The following is a 6,248-nucleotide window of genomic DNA, read 5'->3' as shown; positions in this document are numbered from 1 at the left end:
CCCCTGGGCACGCCAGAGGAACGGCCGCGCCACCACCAGGGCGGTGACCAGCGCGGCGGCCGGGTTGCCTGGCAGGCCGATCCACGGCCTGCCGGCGATGCTGCCGAAGGCCAACGGCTTGCCGGGCTGCATCTTCAGCTTCCACAGGTGCAGCTCGCCCAGTTCGCGGATCGCCTGCTTGAGATAGTCGCGATCGCCCACCGACACCCCGCCGCTGGTGATCAACACGTCCCATTCGGACGCGGCGAGGCTCAGCGCATCGCGACTGGCCGCCAGGGTGTCGGCGAGCACGCCGTAGTCGTGCACTTCAATACCCCAGCCGCGCAGCAATGCGCCGATGCTGAAGCGGTTGGCGTTGTAGATCTGCCCCGGCGCCAGTGGTTCTCCCGGTTCACGCAGCTCGTCACCGCTGCTCAGCAGGCAGACGCGCAGCGGGCGGTACACACTGACGCGATCCAGGCCGACGCTGGCGAGCAGGCCGAGATCCTGCGCGCGCAGTTTCTTCCCGGCGCTCAGCAGGGCATCGCCTTCGCGCAGTTCTTCACCGCGACGGCGCACATGGCTGCCATGGGCGACCACGGGCACCTGCAGCCAGTCACCATCGATCTCGCAGTCTTCCTGGGCGATCACGCTGTCCGCTCCCGGTGGCAACGGCGCGCCGGTGAAGATGCGCATGGCCTGGCCGGGTTGCAGTTCGACCTGTGCGGCATCGCCGGCGGCGATGTAGCCGGCGATCTTCAGCCGCGCGCCCGCATGGCCCATGTCGGCGCTGCGCAGGGCGTAGCCGTCCATCGCGCTGTTGTCCCACAGCGGCAGGTCGAGGGGGGAAAGAATGTCCTCGGCCAGTATGCGACCCAGGGCGCTCTCCAAGTCGACGCGCACGGCCGGTGGCGCCAGCGGAACGAAGTCCATCAGCGCAGCGATGGCCTCGTCCACCGGGCGCAGGCCGGCGCCGGAACAGCCGCAGACGCTCATGAGCGAGTACCGCAGGCCAGCACCGGGCGCTCGGGCAGGCGCTTGAGATGGGGGACGAAATTGCAGGGCCTGGTGCGGCTGTCGAGCTGCTGCAGGAGGATCCTTTCCCAGGCGGTCAGGCAGGCTCCGGTGGAGCCGGGCAGGCAACAGATCAGGGTGCCATTGGTGATGCCGGCGATGGCGCGGGACTGGATGGTAGAAGTGCCGATTTCCTCGCGGGACACCTGCCGGAACAGCTCGCCGAAGCCATCCACGGTGCGCTCGAGCAACGGGGCGACGGCCTGCGGGGTGTTGTCGCGGGCGGTGAAGCCGGTGCCGCCGGTGATCAGGCCGACCTGGACCTTGGGGTCGGCGATCCAGGCCGAGACCACGGCGCGGATCTGGTAGATGTCGTCGATCACCAGCTGGCGTTCGGCAAGGCCGTGGCCGGCGCGTTGCAGCGAGGTCACCAGGGCCTGGCCGGAGGTGTCGTTGTGCAGGCTGCGGGTATCGCTGACGGTCAGGACGGCGATCTGGAGCGGCTGGAATTCCGGGGTGCTGAGATGGCTCATGAGGGGCTCTCCGATTCGGAGCAGAAAGGGCTGGCGCCAGCCTGCGCCCCTTCCCCGCCAGCGCCCATTCCTCCTAGGAGGTACTGCCCCGGCGCGTGCGGGGCAGTACCTGCCGTCAGCGCATTACAGGTGCTTGATCTTCTCCAGCTCCTCGGCGCTGTAGTTCTGCTCGGTGGACTTGGTCAGGTCGGTGAGGATGTTGGCGCGCAGCACGCCGGCCTGGTCCAGGGCCCACAGTGCGGTGCCGTTGCTGAAGCGTTCGGCGGCGGCGCGGGCGACTTCACCGTCCTTCTGCGCAAGGGCCTTGAGCATCTCCTCCTGGGCCGGCTGCGCGGCGCGCAGGCTGCCTTCCAGGCGATCGCGCCAGCCGTGCAGCAGCGGCATGTACTGCTTGTCGTTGGCATGGGCCAGGGACGTCAGGCTGCGGAAGGTCCACCAGGCGGAGTGCTCGTCGAAGTCGTCGCTGCCCTGCTGGAACACCCGCGGCGTGCTGCGCAGGCTCTCCAGGTAATACGGCAGCAGCAGGCCGTCGCGCACGTTGCCCAGGGACTGCCAGGACAGCACCTGCAAGCCCTTGGGCATCTGCGGGCGGACCTGCAGGATATGCGCCTCGACGTTACGCTCCATGGCAATCGGCCGCTGCTTCTGGTCACCGGCCGGCTTCTTGCCGTCCAGCGGGGTGCCGGCGTAGTTGTCGATGCGCAGGATGGCCGCCACCTGCTCGACGCTGATGGGCTTCTCCGGCTTGGTGTAGAAGGGATATTGCTGCTGGCGGATGTCCTGCTTGCGGCCCGGCTCCAGCTTGCTCTGCACCAGCCATTCGCGGTCGACGTTGTAGGCGTCGCCGACGATGCCGAAGGCCTTGGCGAAGTTGAATTTCGCCGGGTCGACCTTGTCCAGCAACTGGTGCTTCTCGGCGAACTCGGCGATGCCGGCGCTGCTCAGGACGTTGGCCTTGTCGTTGAGGTCGGCGTCGTGCACACGCATGCCGTTGGCCATGACCACGTAACCGTCGTCCGGCACGCGCACGGCGATCCAGTGGTGCCCGGAGCCGATCTCGAACAGCCAGGCCTCCTTGTCGTCGGCGATCTGGATGCCGTTGGTTTCCCCGGCACCGAGGGTCTCGACGTACTTGCCCAGCAGCTCGACGCCTTCGCGGGCGGTCTTCGCCTGGGGCAGGATCAGGTCCGGCAGGATGGCCTCGATCACCCCGCCCTCGTCCGCCTCCAGCGGGTCGGCCTTGGCGGCCTTGTCATTGGGCTCGGTGCTGTTGGTGGCGGAGAGGATCACCCCCGCCTCGTTGGCGCCGAACTCGCTCCAGGGGCCGAGGGCGCCACGCTGGTCGCCATTCCAGTCGCGCATCGCGGTGTAGCGCAGGCCGGCCTTGGGCGCGGGTACGCTGACGCCGTTGTCGAAGCTGAGCTTGTCGCCGTCCTTGTAGGTCTGCGGCGGCACCACGACGAAGCGCTTGGCGTGGTTGTTGTAGGTGTAGTCCTCCAGCCGCGCGACCAGCACGGAGCCGTCGGCGGTGGCGTTGCGCCCGGCGATGATGGTGGTGCAGGCCAGCGCGCCCTGGCAGAAGCCGCCCGCCAGCAGGGCGGCGGCGAGGGTCTTGAGCGCAAAGTTGGGCTTGGTCATGGAAATCTCCTCGGCTTGCGATTCGCCGCGCGGCCAAGGCAGGCACGGCGGCGGAGCCGGGAGATGTACAACGTGGCGAGGAACGCGTCCTTGGCGCAGAGCAACGACACCTCCCTGGCATCGCCCCTGAGCATAGACAAGCCCCGCGAATGCGCCCCCGCAGCGATGCAGGCGCGACGAAAGGACTCAGTCCTCCCAGCGCTCGGCGGCGGCCTTGTCGCTGCAGCGGCCTTCGACCCAGCGCGGGCCTTCGCGGGTGTCCTCCTTCTTCCAGAACGGCGCGCGGGTCTTCAGGTAGTCCATGACGAAGTTGCAGGCATCGAACGCCGCCTGGCGGTGAGCACTGGCGGCACCGACGAAGACGATGGGCTCGCCCGGCTCCAGCCGGCCGATGCGATGCAGGATTTCCAGACGCAGCAGCGGCCAGCGCTGGTTGGCCTCGACCTCGATCTTCGCCAGCGCCTTCTCGGTCATGCCGGCGTAGTGTTCGAGGAACATGCCGCCCACTTCGCGGCCGTCGTTGAAATCCCGCACGTAGCCGACGAAGCCGACCACCGCGCCGACGCCGACGTTGGCGGCGTGCATCGCGTTGAGTTCGGCGCCCGGATCGAACGCCGCCGGCTGGACGCGGATCGCCATGGGCTCAGCCTCCGGTCACGGTGGGGAAGAACGCCACCTCGTCGCCGTCGGCGAGGGGCTCGTCCAGGGAACACAGCTCCTGGTTGCGCGCGCACATCAGGTTCTGCTCGGCGAGCACGTCCCAGACGCCGCCGCGCTCCAGCAGCAGGCGCCGCAGGTCGTCCAGGCTGGCCAGGGACTGGCTCCAGTTCAGCTGCTCGCCATCCAGGCCGAGGGCCTCGCGGTAGCGGGCGAAGTACTGCACGCGGATCATGGGGTGTCTCCCGCTACGCCTTCTGCGGCCACGTAATGACCGCTCTTGCCGCCGAGCTTCTCCAGCACGCGCACGCTGTCGATGGTCATGCCACGGTCCACGGCCTTGCACATGTCGTAGATGGTCAGCGCGGCGACGCTGGCGGCGGTCAGCGCTTCCATCTCCACGCCGGTCTGCCCGGCCAGCTTGCAGCGGGCGACGATGTGCACGGTGTCCTCCCCCTCGGCGGCCAGCTCGACCTTGACGCTGGTGAGCAGCAACGGGTGGCACAGCGGGATCAGCTCATGGGTCTTCTTCGCCGCCTGGATGCCGGCGATGCGCGCCACGGCGAACACGTCGCCCTTGGGATGGCCGCCGTCCTGGATCAGCTGCAGGGTGGACGGGAGCATGCGCACCCGGGCTTCGGCCACGGCCTCACGGGACGTCACCGCTTTTTCGGTGACATCGACCATGTTGGCGCGGCCCTGGGAATCGAGATGGGTCAGCACGGCTGGGAACTCTCCGGTGGATCAGGGGAAACAGTGTACTCCCCGTGGGCGCGGCCGGCGGAACGGCGGACGGCGCATTGGGGGGGAGGATTGTATACAAGAAGAGGTACGAGCGGGATGGCCGGAGTCTGGGCGGGTTCGCGAGCAAGCTCGCGAGGGGCCTCGAACAGACCGTAGGGCGCATAACGCGCCAGCGTTATCCGCCGCGTGGCCATCGGCGGATAACCCGTTCCGGGTTATGCGCCCTACGGTCCTGCCCAACGGCCCCTCTCCCTGAAGGGAGAGGGGGTTGTCCGGAGTGGGGGGTGGGATTGGAAGAAGCCGGTTGCCCGGTACTGCTTACATATGCGCTTCGGCGAACTCTGCCAGCACCGAGCGCGGTACCCCTTGCAGGGTCACGTGCACGCCGTGGGGGAAGTCCTTGAAGCGTTCGGTCAGGTAGGTCAGGCCGGAGCTGGTGGCCGACAGGTAGGGGGTATCGATCTGCGCCAGGTTGCCCAGGCAGACCACCTTCGAACCGTTGCCCGCGCGGGTGATGATGGTCTTCATCTGGTGCGGGGTGAGGTTCTGGCACTCGTCGATCAGGATCAGGCTCTGCTGGAAGCTGCGGCCGCGGATGTAGTTCAGCGATTTGAACTGCAGCGGCACCTTGCTGAGGATGTAGTCGACGCTGCCATGGGTGCACTCATCATCCGAATGCAGCGCTTCGAGGTTGTCGGTGATCGCGCCGAGCCAGGGCTCCATCTTCTCCGCCTCGGTACCGGGCAGGAAGCCGATGTCCTCGTCCAGGCCCTGCACGCTGCGGGTCGCGATGATGCGCTTGTAGCGCTTGGTGACCATGGTCTGCTCGATGGCGGCAGCCAGGGCGAGGATGGTCTTGCCCGAACCGGCGGCGCCGGACAGGTTGACCAGGTGGATGTCCGGGTCCAGCAGCGCGTACAGCGCCAGCGACTGGTACACGTCGCGCGGCCGCAGGCCCCAGGCTTCCTGGTGCAGCAGCGGCTCCTGGTGCAGGTCGAGGATGGTCAGCTCGTCCTGGTCGATGCCCTTGATCCAGCCGACGAAACCCTGCTCATCGACGATGAACTCGTTGATGTGCACCGCCGGCAGGTTGTCGGTGAGTTGCACGCGGTGCCAGGTGCGACCGCGGTCCTGGCGGGTCTCCACCTTGCTGACGCGGTCCCAGAACGATCCGCTCAGCGAGTGGTAGCCACGCGACAGCAGGTTGATGTCATCCACCAGTTGGTCGGTGTGGTAGTCCTCGGCGAATACCCCGCAGGCACGCGCCTTCAGGCGCATGTTGATGTCCTTGGTGACCAGCACCACGCGCTTGCTGCTATGGCGACTCTTCAGCTCCACCAGCTGGTTGATGATCTTGTTGTCGTTGAGGTGCTCGGGCAGCCAGGTGATCGGCTCGGCGCGCTTGCTCATGAGGATCGACAGGCTGCCGCACGGCCCGCTCTTGCCGCGCTGGATGGGCACGCCATCCTCGACCTGCTCGGGCGAGGCCTCGCCCAGCACCGAATCGATCAGGCGGATTGCCTGGCGGCATTCCGCGGCCACGGTGTGTTTGCCGGTCTTGAGCTTGTCCAGCTCCTCCAGCACCGTCATCGGGATCGCGACGTGGTGCTCCTGGAAGTTCAGCAAGGCGTTGGGATCGTGGATCAGGACGTTGGTGTCGAGGACGTACAGGGTGGGCTGGGT

General features: G+C 67.5%; 7 protein-coding genes. All 7 read right to left on the bottom strand.

Annotation, left to right across the window (positions count from 1 at the left end):
• On the bottom strand, nucleotides 1-975 hold a 975-nt coding region (gene glp, locus ACCC94_RS26915), incomplete at its 3' end, for a gephyrin-like molybdotransferase Glp (RefSeq protein ID WP_413352658.1).
• Entirely contained in the window at nucleotides 972-1,526 is a 555-nt protein-coding gene (gene moaB, locus ACCC94_RS26910) for a molybdenum cofactor biosynthesis protein B (RefSeq protein ID WP_413352657.1), read from the bottom strand. The genes glp and moaB, both read right to left, overlap by 4 nt.
• 123 nt (nucleotides 1,527-1,649) lie before the next feature.
• Complete coding sequence (locus ACCC94_RS26905) at nucleotides 1,650-3,164, bottom strand: C69 family dipeptidase (protein ID WP_413352656.1); 1,515 nt, start codon at nucleotides 3,162-3,164, stop codon at nucleotides 1,650-1,652.
• Nucleotides 3,165-3,350: 186 nt separating this feature from the next.
• Nucleotides 3,351-3,803, bottom strand: a complete 453-nt coding sequence (moaE, locus tag ACCC94_RS26900; protein ID WP_413352655.1) for a molybdopterin synthase catalytic subunit MoaE — start codon at nucleotides 3,801-3,803, stop codon at nucleotides 3,351-3,353.
• 4 nt (nucleotides 3,804-3,807) lie between these two features.
• On the bottom strand, nucleotides 3,808-4,056 hold the full coding sequence (locus ACCC94_RS26895; protein ID WP_413352654.1) for a MoaD/ThiS family protein: 249 nt from the start codon (nucleotides 4,054-4,056) through the stop codon (nucleotides 3,808-3,810).
• Nucleotides 4,053-4,544: a cyclic pyranopterin monophosphate synthase MoaC gene (gene moaC / locus ACCC94_RS26890; protein ID WP_413352653.1), complete on the bottom strand. Its 492-nt coding sequence runs from the start codon at nucleotides 4,542-4,544 to the stop codon at nucleotides 4,053-4,055. The genes ACCC94_RS26895 and moaC overlap by 4 nt, the downstream gene beginning before the upstream one ends.
• 339 nt (nucleotides 4,545-4,883) lie before the next feature.
• The coding region (locus tag ACCC94_RS26885) for a PhoH family protein (RefSeq protein ID WP_413352652.1) at nucleotides 4,884-6,248 on the bottom strand (1,365 nt) is incomplete at its 5' end.

This window comes from Pseudomonas sp. Pseusp97 (assembly GCF_047304025.1).
GTDB lineage: Bacteria > Pseudomonadota > Gammaproteobacteria > Pseudomonadales > Pseudomonadaceae > Pseudomonas.
This window is presented reverse-complemented; position numbering and strand designations above follow the sequence as displayed.

Excerpts from the sequence above, each read along its gene's own strand:
- moaB (WP_413352657.1), bottom strand. The coding sequence starts at position 1,526 with ATGAGCCATCTCAGCACCCCGGAATTCCAGCCGCTCCAGATCGCCGTC.
- ACCC94_RS26905 (WP_413352656.1), bottom strand. The coding sequence starts at position 3,164 with ATGACCAAGCCCAACTTTGCGCTCAAGACCCTCGCCGCCGCCCTGCTG.
- moaE (WP_413352655.1), bottom strand. The coding sequence starts at position 3,803 with ATGGCGATCCGCGTCCAGCCGGCGGCGTTCGATCCGGGCGCCGAACTC.
- ACCC94_RS26895 (WP_413352654.1), bottom strand. The coding sequence starts at position 4,056 with ATGATCCGCGTGCAGTACTTCGCCCGCTACCGCGAGGCCCTCGGCCTG.